This window comes from Rhizobium sp. BK418 (assembly GCF_004341105.1).
Taxonomy (GTDB): domain Bacteria; phylum Pseudomonadota; class Alphaproteobacteria; order Rhizobiales; family Rhizobiaceae; genus Rhizobium.
The window spans coordinates 129,455-142,921 of sequence record NZ_SLZK01000007.1 but is presented as its reverse complement, the minus strand read 5'-3'; the positions used below and the strand labels follow the sequence as shown (position 1 = coordinate 142,921).

General features: G+C 59.2%; 13 protein-coding genes. 9 read left to right on the top strand and 4 right to left on the bottom strand.

Annotated features, from left to right (window positions below; genetic code table 11):
• Positions 1-4: 4 nt before the first annotated feature.
• Positions 5-208: a DUF465 domain-containing protein gene (locus EV281_RS25105; protein ID WP_007826473.1), complete on the bottom strand. Its 204-nt coding sequence runs from the start codon at positions 206-208 to the stop codon at positions 5-7.
• Between the two features lie 230 nt (positions 209-438).
• Here EV281_RS25105 and EV281_RS25100 point away from each other — a divergent pair, with 230 nt between their 5' ends.
• Positions 439-612 (top strand): DUF465 domain-containing protein, encoded by a 174-nt coding sequence (locus EV281_RS25100; RefSeq protein WP_132656980.1) that lies wholly within the window; start codon positions 439-441, stop codon positions 610-612.
• Positions 613-766: 154 nt separating this feature from the next.
• On the opposite strand, the gene EV281_RS25095 is transcribed toward EV281_RS25100, so the two are convergent.
• Positions 767-1,027, bottom strand: a complete 261-nt coding sequence (locus EV281_RS25095; protein WP_025669780.1) for a metalloregulator ArsR/SmtB family transcription factor — start codon at positions 1,025-1,027, stop codon at positions 767-769.
• Positions 1,028-1,093: 66 nt separating this feature from the next.
• Positions 1,094-1,858 (bottom strand): sulfite exporter TauE/SafE family protein, encoded by a 765-nt coding sequence (locus EV281_RS25090; RefSeq protein ID WP_132656979.1) that lies wholly within the window; start codon positions 1,856-1,858, stop codon positions 1,094-1,096.
• Between the two features lie 108 nt (positions 1,859-1,966).
• On the opposite strand from EV281_RS25090, the gene EV281_RS25085 reads away from it, so the two are divergent.
• Positions 1,967-2,620, top strand: coding sequence for a thiamine phosphate synthase (locus EV281_RS25085; protein WP_132656978.1), 654 nt, complete (start codon positions 1,967-1,969; stop codon positions 2,618-2,620).
• 10 nt (positions 2,621-2,630) lie between these two features.
• Positions 2,631-3,713 carry a tetratricopeptide repeat protein gene (locus tag EV281_RS25080; protein WP_132656977.1) on the top strand — a complete coding sequence of 361 codons (1,083 nt, stop codon included), beginning with the start codon at positions 2,631-2,633 and terminating at the stop codon, positions 3,711-3,713.
• A gap of 10 nt (positions 3,714-3,723) precedes the next feature.
• On the opposite strand, the gene EV281_RS25075 is transcribed toward EV281_RS25080, so the two are convergent.
• Positions 3,724-5,469, bottom strand: coding sequence for a chemotaxis protein (locus EV281_RS25075; protein ID WP_132656976.1), 1,746 nt, complete (start codon positions 5,467-5,469; stop codon positions 3,724-3,726).
• Between the two features lie 343 nt (positions 5,470-5,812).
• On the opposite strand from EV281_RS25075, the gene EV281_RS25070 reads away from it, so the two are divergent.
• From EV281_RS25070 to EV281_RS25045, 6 genes are all read left to right on the top strand, one after another.
• On the top strand, positions 5,813-6,142 hold the full coding sequence (locus EV281_RS25070) for an STAS domain-containing protein (protein WP_132656975.1): 330 nt from the start codon (positions 5,813-5,815) through the stop codon (positions 6,140-6,142).
• On the top strand, positions 6,139-6,507 hold the full coding sequence (locus EV281_RS25065; RefSeq protein WP_112544064.1) for a response regulator: 369 nt from the start codon (positions 6,139-6,141) through the stop codon (positions 6,505-6,507). Before EV281_RS25070 ends, EV281_RS25065 begins: the two co-directional genes overlap by 4 nt.
• Positions 6,504-8,588 (top strand): chemotaxis protein CheA, encoded by a 2,085-nt coding sequence (locus tag EV281_RS25060; RefSeq protein WP_132656974.1) that lies wholly within the window; start codon positions 6,504-6,506, stop codon positions 8,586-8,588. Before EV281_RS25065 ends, EV281_RS25060 begins: the two co-directional genes overlap by 4 nt.
• Positions 8,585-9,094 carry a chemotaxis protein CheW gene (locus EV281_RS25055; RefSeq protein WP_112754646.1) on the top strand — a complete coding sequence of 170 codons (510 nt, stop codon included), beginning with the start codon at positions 8,585-8,587 and terminating at the stop codon, positions 9,092-9,094. The genes EV281_RS25060 and EV281_RS25055 overlap by 4 nt, the downstream gene beginning before the upstream one ends.
• A 30-nt stretch (positions 9,095-9,124) precedes the next feature.
• The gene (locus tag EV281_RS25050; RefSeq protein ID WP_132656973.1) at positions 9,125-10,837 is read left to right on the top strand and encodes a methyl-accepting chemotaxis protein; all 1,713 of its coding nucleotides are present in this window, start codon (positions 9,125-9,127) and stop codon (positions 10,835-10,837) included.
• A gap of 555 nt (positions 10,838-11,392) precedes the next feature.
• The gene (locus EV281_RS25045) at positions 11,393-13,450 is read left to right on the top strand and encodes a methyl-accepting chemotaxis protein (protein WP_132656972.1); all 2,058 of its coding nucleotides are present in this window, start codon (positions 11,393-11,395) and stop codon (positions 13,448-13,450) included.
• The last annotated feature ends 17 nt before the right edge of the window (positions 13,451-13,467 follow it).

Here is a 13,467-nt window from a genome sequence, read left to right as displayed (position 1 = left end):
TCCTTCAGGCGATGATGTCGGGGATGATCTGGTCTTCCAGCTTAGAGAGCTTATCCTTGATAACCAGCTTTTTCTTCTTCATACGCTGGATGCGCAGAGCATCGCACCCCGTCTCGATCATGGCGTTGATCGCGGCATCGTAATCCTCGTGCTCCTGACGCAGACGCGCCACCATGAGCCTGATTTCCGCCTGTTCCTGATCGGCCATCTGCATTCCCCGTAATCGTCTTCGGACCTTGTCCGGTCTGCCGATAATTTCCGCAAGCTCCTATCACCAAATAGAGGTAACGGGAAGTTAGTGTTGATCATGAATTTGCCGCTTAGTCTCCATCTTTTGGCCTTCGACAAGCCTTCAAAAATGTGTCACAGTCCGCTGGTTGACACCTTGGATCTCCAGCGGTGGATAGCTGGGGAGGGGTAAGAGGAAGGAAGGGTCAAATGACTGTTCAAGCTCATCTTGAATCGCTCCAGAAAAAGCATGTTGCTCTCGAGGAGGAGTTGCATGCCCTGAGAACATCTCCCTCTATTTCCGATACTGAAATTGCCGAATGCAAGCGCCGTAAGCTGCGCATCAAGGACGAGATCGAGCGTCTCAAGTCATCCGTCCATTGATCTTTCCCAAGACTATCGCAGACATCAGTCTTGCAGAGAAAAGGTGAAACCAACCAATTTCTAGCAATTGAAGCAAGAACCGGTGATTTGCCGTGATCAAGCGCCAGTCCATGCATGCGGCATCGGGCTGGCGTCTTTGCGAGAAGAGGGCGCTTCAGGCCCAGAACTGATCCAGCCACAGATTGAGTTTGTCGAAGCCGCGGTTGTTGACCGTGTAAATTCGCTTCGTGCCTTCCGAGGTCACGGAAACGAGGTTGCTTTCAAGCAGCGCCTTCAGGTGTTGCGACACGGCCGGGCGACTGATCGGCAGGCCCTCGGCAAGCTCATTGACCGTTTTCGGCGCGCGCCGCAATTCCTCCAGCAGAAACCGCCGGTTCGGATCGGCAATCGCGGCAAAAGGGTCCGTGTTCGACATGGTTAAAACGCTACGTCAAACAAGCTTTTCCGGCAAGGAAATTGTGCATCGCAACGGGACGTGAACCTATTCGAGTATGCCTTCGCGCAAGATCAGGAAAGCAGCGATCAGCGCCATGGCATACATGAAGGGATAGAATATCTCCGGCTTCATGCGCCGCACGCACCATGCGCCGGTAATTGTCGCCAGCGGGGCAAAGGGCAGCAGCGTGGCGGAGGCCAGGAGATTGCGGGTGTCGAGCTGGCCGAGCGCGAAATAGGGAACGAGTTTTACCGCGTTCAGAATGGCGAAGAAGCGTACGCTGGTGCCGGTGAATTCGCGCGGGGGCAATTTGAGAGGCAGGGCGTAAATCTGGAAGGGCGCACCGCCGGCATGGGCGACGAAGCTGCCATAGCCGGAAAACGTGCCCCAGAGAATTGCCAGCGCCGGGCGCTGGGGGCGTGGCGGGATCATTATCCCCTTACCGGGGCCGAAATTGTTCCAGAAGTAACGCAGGCAGAAGGCCACCGTGACGGCACCGATGAGAATGCGCAACACGCTGCCCGGCACGAGAGCGGAGGTGGCCCAGCCGAAGGCAATGCCGAGAAGGGCGCCCGGCAGCATGATCTTAAGCGTCGTCCAGTCGCCGTGCTGGCGCCAGATGACCAGCGATATCATGTCCATGAAGACAAGGATCGGCAGCAGGATTGCGGCGGCTTCGACGGGGGCGACGACGAGGGCGAGAAAAGGAAGGCCGATCAGCGATAAAGCATCGCCCATTCCGCCTTTGGCCAGCCCGACAAGGATGACAGCCGGGACTGCGGCGTAATAGAATGTCAAATCTAGTGGCATGCTTTTGAAGTTCCTCCCCTTGCAAGCCCCCTCTATCGGAATTACTCACTCAAAACGAGTGCGGATCCGCCATAGAGCGGGAAAAACCGCCGCAGATGGAAAGACTTCATGATCGAACCGGAAAACCGCTGCCGTCTTGTTCTTGTCGTACCCGATATGGCCGACGCCGATGAACGGGTGAAGATCGTTGCCGACGCGTTGAAAGGCGGTGATGTCGCGTCCGTCATTCTGCCGCAATACGATCTCGATGATGGCAGCTTCCAGAAACATGCTGAAAAGCTTGTGCCGATCATTCAGAACGCCGGTGCTGCGGCGCTGATTGCCGGCGACAGCCGCGTCGTCGGCCGTTCGAAAGCCGATGGCCTGCACATTACCGGACCGGCAAGCGAGATTGCCGATGCGATCGATCGTTACGCAGACAAACTGATCGTCGGCGGCGGCAATGCGGCCGACCGGCACACGGCGCTGGAAGTCGGCGAGGAGCGGCCGGACTATATCTTCTTCGGCAAACTCGACGGCGACATCAAGCCGGAGGCGCATCCGAAGAACCTGGCGCTTGCCGAATGGTGGGCGTCGATGATCGAAATCCCGTGCATCGTGATGGGCGGCACCGACCCGGCTTCCGCGCTTGCCGTTGCCGAGACCGGCGCGGAGTTCGTCGCAATGCGCATGGGCGTGTTTGCAGAACCGGCGCAGGCGCCCTCGATCGTGGCTCAGATCAATGCCTTGCTTGACGAAAAAGCGCCACGGTTTGAGGATTGATATCGCGCTCATGCCGATCCCTGCCCGTCCTTTGAGATACACCCTCCTATGCATGACTGCCCTGCTGGCGGTTTCACCGGAGTTTGCGTGGGCGCAGGCGAATGACGCAATTACCGCACCTTCCACAACGCCCAGCCAGACGTTCCGGGCCAATCGGCCGCAGCCGAAGGACGGTACCGTGCCCTCCGACGGTGTCGGTGTCTTCGACCGCATGGGTGCGAAGCTGCCCGACCTGCCGCCTGAAAAGGAATACAAGGGTACGATCGATGAAGCGTTCGGTGCCTATCAGCGCGGTTATTATCTGACCGCCATGGATAAGGCGCTGCCGCGGGCGCAGCTCGGCGATCCAGCGGCGCAGACGCTGATTGCCGAAATCCTGTCGCAGGGGCTTGGCGTCAAGCGGGACATGAAGAATGCCGCCTTCTGGTATGGAAAGGCAGCGGAGGGCGGCGATCCGGCGGCGATGTTCAAATATGCATTGCTCCTCATGGAAGGCAACAATGTCACGCGCGACAAGGCGAAGGCCGACGAATATATGCGCAAGGCGGCCGACGGCGGAAATTCGTCCGCCGAATTCAACTGGGCGCAGACGCTCGTTGCCGACAATCCCGGCGACAAAGGACTGAAGCTCGCCTTGCCTTACTATGAAAAGGCGGCGGAGCAGGGCGTCGCAGACGCGCAATATGCAGTGGCGCAGATCTATCAGCAGGTGCCGGATATTCCAGAGGATAAGAAACGGCTGGCTCGCGAATGGATGGCGCGCGCGGCACGCGCGGGCTTCGATACGGCCCAGCTCGACATGGGTATCTGGTTGGTCAACGGGGTCGGCGGGCCGAAGGATTACGTGCGCGGTTTCGAATGGTTGAAGCTTGCAGCTAACAGGGGCAATGTCGTTGCGCAAAACAAGCTTGCGCATCTTTACATCAATGCGCTCGGCACGGCACCTGATCCGATCGAAGCCGCGAAATGGTACGTCCTGTCTCGGCGGGCAGGACTGAGCGACCCGTCGCTTGAGGACTTCTACCTCGGCATCGAGGACGATCAGCAGAAGGCTGCGATTGATGCGGCGAATAAGTTTCGCCGCATCAACTAAAACCGCAGTCTCAGAAGAGGGCGTCTTCGAACAGATCCTCGTCGCTCTGAGCCTCGGTGGGCTCAGCAGGGACCGCTGCAGCGGTTTCCTCGGTAGCGGGAATGATGTCGCGATGGACATTGCGCTCCTGCACCATAGTGTAGAGCTTGAAGATCTTGCGGTCGAGCGGAGCGATTGCATCGGCCATGTCGGAGATGTCGGCGATCTGGTCGCCGGCCACGGTTTCCAGCACGTCGGCGCAGCGGGCGAGCACATCGCCGAGATCATGCTGGAAATCGAGCTTGCCGATCAGCAGGCTGATCTTGGTTGCGACCTCGCGGCCGTGTTCCGCAAGTACCTTGAGCTCGTCTTCCATCAGATTGGCGGCGGAACGGATCGTGCCGACGGCCGAGGTGAGGCTTTCGGCAAGGCCGCCATTCTTGCCATTGGCGGCGGGGGCAACGCGTCCAGCCGAGGCTTCCAGCGCCGGCAGGCCGTTGACGATAGCGTCGGCTGAATCGTCGAGCTTGGCCGCAAAGATGCGCAGTTCGCCGGTGACGACGTTGATCGACTTGCCTTCTTCGCCGAGACGGCTGCAACGCAGGTTGGTATTCAGAGCCATATAATGAATGTCGGTTTTGACCGCGCGGATCGCCTCGATGGAGTGCAGAAGCGTTGCGGCCGTGCCGAGCGTCGACTGGCTGACCTGATCCGCCTGACGGGTTGCGGCATCGACCTGCTTGACGATCTCATGGGCGGCCGAGACGCTGGATTCGAGCGCCCGCATGAAATTGCCGCCGTTGCCGCCGCTCTGGCCGCTCATCTGGTCGCGCAATCTTAGAATTTCCTGCGTATCCTGGCTGAAGCTCGCAATGGTCTGCACAACATTGCGGGAATCTCGCTGGAAGTCCGTACACATATCCGCCATCTGCGCAGCTGTCAGGTGGTGAATGACGTTGTGCAGACGTTTGCGTGCATCGGAATCGAGTTTAGCGCCGTCCTCGCTTGCGAAGAAATCTTCCAGCAGCGAGAAGGTGCTCTGCACGTGTTCGATGCGCTGGCGGGTGATATCGCCGATCTGCAGCGCCGAAAGCGTGGATGCGACCTTGCTCTGCACGCCACGGGCAATCGCGCCGACGTCGCGGGCGATCGCAGCAAGATTTTGGCGATGATCGGTAATCTTCTTTGCGTCGTCCTTGAGCGCTCTGGCAACGGCAGGGACAGTATCGGCATAGCTTCTGGAGAGGTTATTGCCGAAAGCGAGGGCGACCTTGACCTCCTTTTGCAGGCTGTCGAGATGGGTGGCAAAGCGGTTGACTTCGTCGGTTCCGGAATAGATGCGTTCGAGGATCTCTTGGGCGAATCCTGCGAATTCGGCGAGGCCTGCGCCTGTTATCTTTACCGTGACTGCAAAAGTGCGCAGATAACGCATCGTCTCCTGCATATCCGCAACATGCCGGTGCAGCTCCGAACCGGTCTGAGCAAGTGCGGCAAGCGCCTGCTGACGGTTTTCCTCCGCGCCCGGAAGCTCGATCAGATTCTGGACCGTTGCATTGAGATCGGCGCTGGTATCACTCGCCTCATTGTTGTCCAGTGCCTTGGTGATCTGGTCCAGGGACGTCAATAGACGATTGAGGACATCCATGACGGAAAGCAGGACGGCGCCGCCCTCGAGAAAGCGTTCCTCGACCTGTGTGCGGGCCGATTCCAAAGTTTGGCTGATATCCGAAGCTGATGTGTAGAGTGTGGTATATGCCGATGCCGTCGCGTTTGTCACTTTTGTACCTTTACTTATAAACACAGGCAATTTGACTCTATTTTTACGGGCAGGATGGAAACGGCAGGTAAACGCCGCAGACTCGTAAATGTTGTGATTAACAACCCATAAAAGAGTTCGGCTAAATTTGGGGCATTCTATTCTGGTTCCCCACTATCAATTTGATTTTTATGCATATTTCACAATATGAGCAAGCTTCAGTATAACTTATCCTGGATGATAAATCAGGGAGTCCGGACTCGCGGTAATTGTAGTTTCCTACAACCGCTGTTTACGTGCTGTTAAGCCTGCCATGAGAGTCCTTTTAGGGTCGTTAAGTATTTCTCCGACCTTGGAGGCTGCATTGAATAATCAGGCGCAATATTGCGAATCTATATCCCTTCCAGAAGTTCTGAGCATTCGTAATGCTTCGGAAGTATATTCGAAGATTATCGATCAGTTTCGAGACAATAATAATATTATCCTGAGTCTTCCCGAGAACGCAGAAGCGGATCTGAGTTTTCTTCAGCTCATCGAAGCCGCCCGCCGCCAGGCGAAGGCCGCAGGCAAGACTTTTACCCTTTCGGCTCCAGTCGGCGGTTCGCTGCTCAAGGTTCTTGAGCGCGCCGGATTTACGGCAGCCTTCGATCAAGAAGACCAGAAGTTCTGGTTGCATAAAGAGGTGACATTATGAGCGCAAACATCCTGACCGTCGACGATTCCGCCAGCATCCGGCTGACCACCAAGGTCACGCTAACCAATGCCGGTTACACGGTCACCGAAGCCGTCAATGGCGCCGAGGGTCTGGCAACCGCCAAGAGCGGCAATTTCGACCTGATCGTCACCGACCTCAACATGCCCGTCATGGACGGGCTGACGATGATCGAGGAACTGCGCAAGCTGCCCGCCCAGGCCGGCGTGCCGATTATCTTCCTGACAACGGAATCTGATGCGGATCTCAAGGCCCGTGCCAAGGCCGCCGGTGCCACCGGTTGGCTCACCAAGCCGTTCGATCCGGAAAATCTGGTTAAGATCGTGAAGAAGGTTCTCGGCAGATGAGCTCACTTGATCCCGTCGCAGTCTTCCGAACCGAAGCCGCCGAATGCCTGGAGGCGATCGAAGCCGGCCTTCTCGACCTGACCCACGACCTCGAAAACAAGGACCTCGTCGACGCCGTGTTCCGTGGCCTTCATACGTTGAAGGGCTCCGGTGCGATGTTCGGCTTCGAGGCACTTGCGGCCTTCACGCATCATTGCGAAACGGCCTTCGACCGCGTTCGCAAGGGCGAGGTTCCGGCAACCGCCGAGCTTGTCGCCGCCGTTCTTGCCGCGCAAGATCATATGCGCGCCCTTGTCGAGCAACCGGATGCCGATCACGGCGATATCGGTCAGAAGCTGCTGGCCCAACTCCAGGCTGCCGTCGGCGGCAAGGCAGAGGCCAAGTCTGCCGCACCTCCCGCCATGGCACCCGTCGCCACCGCGGCCGCTCCGGCCAAAAAGACAACGACCTGGCGCATCCGTTTCAGTCTGCCGGCAAATGCCATGGCCAACGGCACCAACCCGCTCGGTCTTCTGGATGAGCTGCGCGATCTCGGCGAATGCACAGTCCGCGCAAATACTGCTGGCATTCCGCCACTCAATGATCTGGTTCCAACCGAACTTTATGTTTCGTGGGAAGTCGTTCTGACGAGCGAGCAGGATCGATCCGCCATCGACGATGTCTTCATCTTCGTCATGGACGACATGGAGCTCGACGTTCAGGAAATCGCCGGTCGGCAGGCTATGCTAGCCGAGGCAAAGAAGGATGAAGCTCCGGTTGCGGCTGCGGCGCCTGTCGCATCAACGTCTGCTGCGCCGACGCCTGTGGCATCCGCGCCAGCCGCGGCCACGGAATTCCGTCCGGTTGAGGCAGTCCCGGTGAAGCGCGAAACGCCCGCCCCCACTCAGGCCGCAGCTCAGGCAAAGGCGCAGGAAAATGTCCGCGTCCCTGCAGAACGTCTCGACGAACTGATGGACCGTGTTGGCGAGCTTGTCATCGCTCAGTCGCGTCTCAGCCAGCTCGCAAGCTCCAGCTCCGATATTGCGCTCCGCTCGGTCTCGGAAGAAATCGAACGCCTTTCGGGTGAGCTGCGCGACACGATGATGGTGCTACGCATGGTGCCGGTCGGAACGCTCTTCTCGCGTTTCCGCCGCCTCGTCCACGATCTGGCGCGGGAAACCGGCAAGGTTATCGAACTGGTCACCGAAGGCGAGACAACCGAAGTCGACAAGACCGTCATCGAGCGTCTGGCTGACCCGCTGGTTCACCTCGTTCGCAACTCGATCGATCACGGCCTCGAGCCGCCGGCCGAACGCCTTGCAGCCGGCAAGATGGAAGCCGGTACCGTGACGCTTGCCGCCCGCCAGTCCGGCGGTGAAGTCATCATTTCCATCAAGGACGACGGTCGCGGCATCAACCGTGAGCGAGTTCGCGCCAAGGCGGAATCCTCGGGCCTGATTGCGCCCGGCCAGCCGCTTTCCGATCAGGAACTGCTCCAGCTCATTTTTGCACCGGGCTTCTCCACTGCCGCGCAGATCACCAATCTCTCCGGGCGCGGCGTCGGCATGGATGTCGTCAAGAAGACGGTAGAGGCGCTGCGTGGTGCAATCGATATCGTCAGCCTGCCGGGGCAGGGCTCGGAAGTTTCGCTGCGCATTCCGCTGACGCTCGCCATCATCGATGGGCTGCTGGTGCGTGTCGGTTCCGGCCGTTACGTGATCCCGCTCTCGGCGGTCGAGGAATGCCTCGAGCTGTCGCTCGAAGAAGATCTCCGCTCGCGCGGGCGCTCCTTCATCTCGCTGCGCGACAGTCTGGTGCCTTTCCTCAGGCTTCGCGATCTCTTCCGCACCGGCACCAAGCCGGACGTACACCAGAAGGTGGTCGTCATCTCGACGGGCACCGAACGTGTCGGCCTCGTGGTCGACCAGATCATCGGCGACCACCAGACCGTCATCAAGTCGATGTCGAAACTGCACAACGACGTGGCGACCTTCTCTGGCGCCACCATACTCGGCGACGGCAGCGTCGCTCTCATTCTTGACGTCGGGCACCTCGTTGCCGCGGGTCAGCAACAGGAGGCGCAATTGCGCGTGGCAGGATGAGCACAGCAGCAACAGCCGAAAAATTCGATAATCACTGGAATTATGCCGAAGAAGTCGAAGTTCTGACCTTCGATCTCAACGGCGAGACATTCGCGCTGGAAGCGGTCATCGTCCAGGAAATCCTGGATCTGCTCCCCGAGACTGCGGTGCCGGGCGCCCAGCCTTTCGTCGCCAGCGTCATCAACTTCCGTGGCAAGGTCATTCCGCTTGCCGATCTTCGTCTCGCTTTCGGGATGGAAGCTTCGGAAGCGACGATCGACAGCCGCATCATTGTCATCGAGGTCGATCTGCAGGGGGAGCAGACGCTCGTCGGTATCCGCACCGATAAGGTGAACGAAGTGACGACGCTGACGAAGAACGCCAGCGAGCCGCCGCCGAGTGTGGGTATGCGCTGGCGCGCGGATTACATCAACTGCCTGGTCAAGCGGGGTGGAGAGTTCATCATCCTCCCGAATTTGCAGGCAATTTTCTCATCGAGGCATGAGACGGCGGGGGCCGTCAACTAGCCGGGGGCCAATCATTGAGGGGTTAAGACGATGCGATTGACGATCAAGACAAAATTGGTGGGTGCATTCACCTTCATCATTCTCATGCTAATAGGCACCGCAGCCTACGGCATTTTCAGCCTCGGCACGATGAATGATATGCTCGGTAATCTTCTTGCCGGTCCTGCCGCGCGCCTCGACCTGGCGCAGCAGATCAACATCGCCCAGCTTGAGGCTATTCGCCAGCAAAAGAATCTTCTGACGGCACGCAATGCCGATGATGCTTCCGGTGCGATCGACAAGGGCGATCAGGCTCGTAAGGACTTCACGGATGCCTTTGCCGCCGTGACGAAGCTTTCGACGGCCGAAGGCAAAGAGCACTGGGATCGCGTGGCCGATCTCTCCAAGACATTCAACCAGGCCGACGATCAAATCCGCGAATTCATAAAGGCCGGTAATCCGGACGCTGCCAACAATGTCTCGGTCACGACGGCCCGCCAGGCGGCCAACGACATCGATGCCGCTCTCGATCAGATCCTCACGCTTGAAAAGCAGCGTATGCAGGATGCTGATGACGGTGCCGAACAGCAGTATGGTACGACGCGCACAATGATGATCTCGGTTGCCGCGGTGGCGCTGCTGATCGCTGTCCTCACCGCCTTCTGGATCGCCAATACGATCAGCAAGGGTCTCACCCGCGCCAACACCGTTGTCCGCGAAGTTGCCGAAGGCGATCTCACGAAGATGGCGGAAATCACCACGCATGACGAAATCGGCGAGCTGCTCGGCAACGTCAACGTCATGATCGAACGCCTGCGCGGTGTGGTCGCGGACGCTCTGTCTGCCGCCGACAATGTCTCCTCAGGCAGCCAGGAACTCTCGGCGAGCTCCGAACAGGTCTCGCAGGGTGCGACCGAACAGGCAGCTTCCGCCGAAGAGGCCTCCGCTTCGATGGAGCAGATGGCTGCGAACATCAAGCAGAACGCCGACAATGCCGCCCAGACCGAGAAGATCGCCCGCCAGTCCGCCAAGGACGCGGAAGCTTCCGGCGACGCCGTCAACCGCGCCGTCGATGCGATGCGCACGATCGCGGAGAAGATCGGCATCGTCCAGGAAATCGCTCGCCAGACCGACCTGCTTGCCCTGAATGCTGCCGTCGAAGCCGCCCGTGCCGGCGAACATGGCAAGGGTTTTGCAGTCGTTGCCTCGGAAGTGCGCAAGCTCGCCGAACGCAGCCAGTCGGCAGCCGCCGAGATCTCCTCCATGTCGAGCGATACGGTCAAGGCCGCCCGTGATGCCGGCGAAATGCTCGGCCGCCTGGTTCCGGATATCCGCAAGACTGCCGAGCTGGTCTCCGAGATCAGCGCCGCCTGCCGCGAACAGGATATCGGCGCCTCGCAGATCAACGAAGCGATCCAGCAGCTCGACAAGGTGACCCAGCAGAATGCCGGTGCCTCGGAAGAAATGTCGGCGACTTCAGAAGAGCTTGCGGCTCAGGCAGAGGAATTGCAGGCTTCGATCGCCTTCTTCAAGGTCGATACCGCAGGTACAACCCGCGCCGGCGGACAGAAGACCGGTGCGAAGACGGCTGCCAAGGTCGTCAAGGCGCCGGCCGCCGCTCCGCGCAAGCCGGCTCCGGCGACGCATAGCTACAATCATAGTCACACGGTTTCCGCTCAGCAGGCACGCGCTAAGGGTTTTGCCCTGGATATGTCGATGGGCGGTCCGGATGCCGGCGACGACGATTTCCGCGAAAGCGCCTGAGCGCTTCGCTGATGGAGTAACCGCCGCGGACCTTTGGCCCGCGGCTTAGGAAATACCCAACGTGTGTATGCGTTGGTATCGATCGGCAGATGTCCGCCTGCCGGCTTCAACAGCAGGCGGCGCATCGGTTTCCCCAAGGCGGGGATCTTCCGCAGTCAGACGCGCTGCGGTTTTGCAAGCCGATTGTGAGCTCCGAAGCGGCCGTGACGACGGGCGTGTGGAGCAAGCGACGATGATCCTCTCCATGTGACTATCCTGAAATGCGTGCCGCCCGGAGCTGCAGAATGACGACCCATGTCCGGACGTCGAGCAGTTTATGTCTATGGACAGCCCGAACGAGGGCGACGCCGGTTTCCGCGAGAGCGCCTGAGTTAATACCGTCGGGGGCCAGGCAACTGGCGCCTGATACAAGCATCCGGCGCCCAGGAACGCCGGGCGCAAGGCCGCGAAGTCTCTGCGCGGCTGTCTTAGCTACCGAAATACGTTGCTGCATGACGCCGCAATGAGAACCACCGATCCACACTTATTACGTCGCTTTCAAATAGGGGTATTGCGATGCGTATCACGATCAAGCTTAAGCTCGCGGCCGCGTTCGGTTTCGTTATATTATTGCTGGTGGGCAGCGCGGTTTATGGAATTATCAGCCTAAGCTCACTGAACGATTCTGTCGGCGATCTGATCGCGGGCCCTGCAAAAAGCCTGGAGCTCGCCTTGGAGGCCAAAGCTTCCGAGCTCGATGCCATCAGGTGGCAGAAGAACGCCCTTTTGGAAATGGATCCTGAAACGGCCCGGAAAAACTACGAAAGCTCCGCAAAGAGCATGGACGAAATGCTCTCCTTTGCGACAGCTGGCGAACAGCTTGCAACGGCAGAGACCAAGCCTACTTGGGATAAGCTCGTAGAACTCAGCAAACGTTTCGCCGATGGTTCCAACAAGGTTGCCTCCATCCAGGAAAGCGGCGACAGGGCAGCGGCCACAGCCTATTCCGGCGGTGAGGTTCGCGCCATCGTCGCGGAGCTGGAAGAGGTCTTTAAAGCGCTCGTCACGCATCAGCAGAAGGCGATGACGCAGGCCGACGACGATACGGAAATCCTCTATGGCAACACCAGAAACCTGCTGATCGGTCTGGCTGTCGGCGCGTCTCTTATCGCTTTCGCTGCCGCGCTGTGGATCGCGCTCGGCATCAATAGCGGTCTGCGCAAGATCATGAATGTCGCCAATGCCGTCGCCATCGGTGATCTGAACCAGAAGGTTGAGATCAAGAGCAACGACGAGATCAAGGATCTGGTCGACACGATCAACATCATGACCGATAATCTCCGCAATACGGCTGGTATCGCAAACGAGATTTCGAACGGCGACCTCAGCGTCACGCCGAAGCCGCTCTCGGACAAGGATACGCTCGGTATCGCCATGCTCGGGATGGTGACCAATTTGCGCGCCACCGCCGACGTTGCCAATTTGATCGCCGAGGGCGACCTTGCGGTGGACGTCAAGCCGCTTTCGGGCAAGGACACGCTCGGCATCGCGATGCAGAGCATGGTCGCCAACCTCCGTGCCACTGCAGAGATTGCCACGCAGATTGCCGCCGGTGATTTGACGGTTTCTCCGAAGCCACTTTCTGCCAGGGACACACTCGGCACTGCACTGGAGCAGATGGTCGAGCGTCTGCGCGATGTCGTCGCGGATGCAATTGCGGCGGCCGAGAATGTATCGGCCGGCAGCCAGGAACTTTCGGCGAGCTCGGAGCAGGTCTCGCAGGGCGCCACCGAACAGGCTTCGGCTGCGGAAGAAGCCTCCTCTTCGATGGAAGAGATGGCGGCCAACATCAAACAGAATGCCGACAATGCGGCCCAGACCGAAAAGATCGCGCGTCAATCCGCAAAGGATGCGGAGATGAGCGGCAATGCTGTCAACCGCGCGGTCGAAGCCATGCAGACGATCGCCGTAAAGATCGGCATCGTGCAGGAAATCGCCCGTCAGACAGATCTCCTCGCCCTGAACGCTGCTGTCGAAGCCGCTCGTGCCGGTGAACATGGCAAGGGCTTTGCGGTCGTTGCTTCTGAAGTTCGCAAGCTCGCCGAGCGCAGCCAGTCGGCTGCCGCGGAGATCTCATCAATGTCCAGCGATACCGTGAAGGCCGCTCAGGAGGCTGGCGACATGCTCGGCCGGTTGGTACCTGACATCAGGAAGACGGCGGAGCTGGTGGCAGAGATCAGCTCGGCATGCCGCGAACAGGATATTGGTGCGTCACAGATCAACGAGGCGATCCAGCAGCTCGATAAGGTAACCCAGCAGAATGCCGGTGCTTCCGAGCAGATGTCTGCAACATCAGAAGAACTGGCTGCCCAGGCTGAAGAGCTGCAGACGTCTATTGCTTTCTTCAAGGTGGAGACGGCAGGCGGCAAGGCGACGGGCGGTCGCCAGGGGCGTGCAGCGGCCGCCAAGGTGACCACGCGCAGCCCGGCTCCGTCGGCAGGTCGTAAACCGGCCGGCAATGCAACTTCCGCAAACAGCGTCGCCGGCCAACAGGCACGCGCCAAGGGCTTTGCCTTGGATATGTCCATGGGCGGGCCGGATACGGCAGACGATGACTTCCGGGAAAGCGCGTAAGGTCTTTCCTCTTCGAC

What these genes read in the sequence shown, in the direction of transcription:
- EV281_RS25105 (WP_007826473.1), bottom strand. Translation starts at nt 208, where the DNA reads ATGGCCGATCAGGAACAGGCGGAAATCAGGCTCATGGTGGCGCGTCTG.
- EV281_RS25100 (WP_132656980.1), top strand. Translation starts at nt 439, where the DNA reads ATGACTGTTCAAGCTCATCTTGAATCGCTCCAGAAAAAGCATGTTGCT.
- EV281_RS25095 (WP_025669780.1), bottom strand. Translation starts at nt 1,027, where the DNA reads ATGTCGAACACGGACCCTTTTGCCGCGATTGCCGATCCGAACCGGCGG.
- EV281_RS25090 (WP_132656979.1), bottom strand. Translation starts at nt 1,858, where the DNA reads ATGCCACTAGATTTGACATTCTATTACGCCGCAGTCCCGGCTGTCATC.
- EV281_RS25085 (WP_132656978.1), top strand. Translation starts at nt 1,967, where the DNA reads ATGATCGAACCGGAAAACCGCTGCCGTCTTGTTCTTGTCGTACCCGAT.
- EV281_RS25080 (WP_132656977.1), top strand. Translation starts at nt 2,631, where the DNA reads ATGCCGATCCCTGCCCGTCCTTTGAGATACACCCTCCTATGCATGACT.
- EV281_RS25065 (WP_112544064.1), top strand. Translation starts at nt 6,139, where the DNA reads ATGAGCGCAAACATCCTGACCGTCGACGATTCCGCCAGCATCCGGCTG.
- EV281_RS25060 (WP_132656974.1), top strand. Translation starts at nt 6,504, where the DNA reads ATGAGCTCACTTGATCCCGTCGCAGTCTTCCGAACCGAAGCCGCCGAA.
- EV281_RS25055 (WP_112754646.1), top strand. Translation starts at nt 8,585, where the DNA reads ATGAGCACAGCAGCAACAGCCGAAAAATTCGATAATCACTGGAATTAT.
- EV281_RS25050 (WP_132656973.1), top strand. Translation starts at nt 9,125, where the DNA reads ATGCGATTGACGATCAAGACAAAATTGGTGGGTGCATTCACCTTCATC.
- EV281_RS25045 (WP_132656972.1), top strand. Translation starts at nt 11,393, where the DNA reads ATGCGTATCACGATCAAGCTTAAGCTCGCGGCCGCGTTCGGTTTCGTT.